This is a genomic window from Paraburkholderia sp. UYCP14C, assembly GCF_004197395.1.
GTDB lineage: Bacteria > Pseudomonadota > Gammaproteobacteria > Burkholderiales > Burkholderiaceae > Paraburkholderia.
Genome location: NZ_SELS01000310.1, coordinates 1 through 705, shown reverse-complemented (window position 1 = coordinate 705; position 705 = coordinate 1). Strand labels below are relative to the sequence as shown.

General features: G+C 58.4%; 1 protein-coding gene. It reads left to right on the top strand.

Annotated features, from left to right (window positions below; all coding sequences use genetic code 11):
* Positions 1-402: 402 nt before the first annotated feature.
* On the top strand, positions 403-705 hold a 303-nt coding region (locus EVC45_RS44995; protein WP_248295556.1), incomplete at its 3' end, for a helix-turn-helix domain-containing protein.

The following is a 705-nucleotide window of genomic DNA, read 5'->3' as shown; positions in this document are numbered from 1 at the left end:
ACAACCTGGGCTACAGCGGGCACAAGCATCTGAAGGGCGACAAGGTGGTGGCCTTCAGCGATCGCAACTGCAACATCGTCGCGCCATTCGTGACGGCGCCGGGCAATCGCAACGAATCACCCCTGCTGCGTGACGCGCTGCCCAAACTCACCGCCATGGCGCGCGCCATTGGTGGCTAAAAGTGCCCGACGCCCATAAATGGAAATCCCACCGAAACCCTTACCAGTCAAGGCTTTGACGGGAACGTGTCGAGTCTACGGATGCTGGACGCGTGCGCGAAGATCCTCAATCCTCTGCGCCATGGGTTCAAGGATGCCGCGCATGGTTTCCCGGGAAACGTCTGGTAAGTGCGACGAGTAAACGAATTTCAAAATATGGGGTCTGACAGGCAATGTGATTCTGATGACCTGTCTGCCGATGAAATGTGCCGTTGAACTGACCGAGCCGGAGAAGAAGACCTTGCAACAGTTGTCGCTCAAACATCCCCATGAGGACTTTCGAACCCGTGGGCTGGGTCTGCTGCAGCTCGGCCGCGGTCGGCGGGTCCATGAGATCGCGCTCGAACTCGATGTGAGCAAAAAGTCAGTGTACAACTGGGCGCACGCCTGGAACGACAATGGCCTCTGTGGTTTGCTGACCGGACATAAAGGCGGGCGTCCCCGCGCATTGTCTGATGCCATGATCGCCACGGTCGTGGAAGCCGCG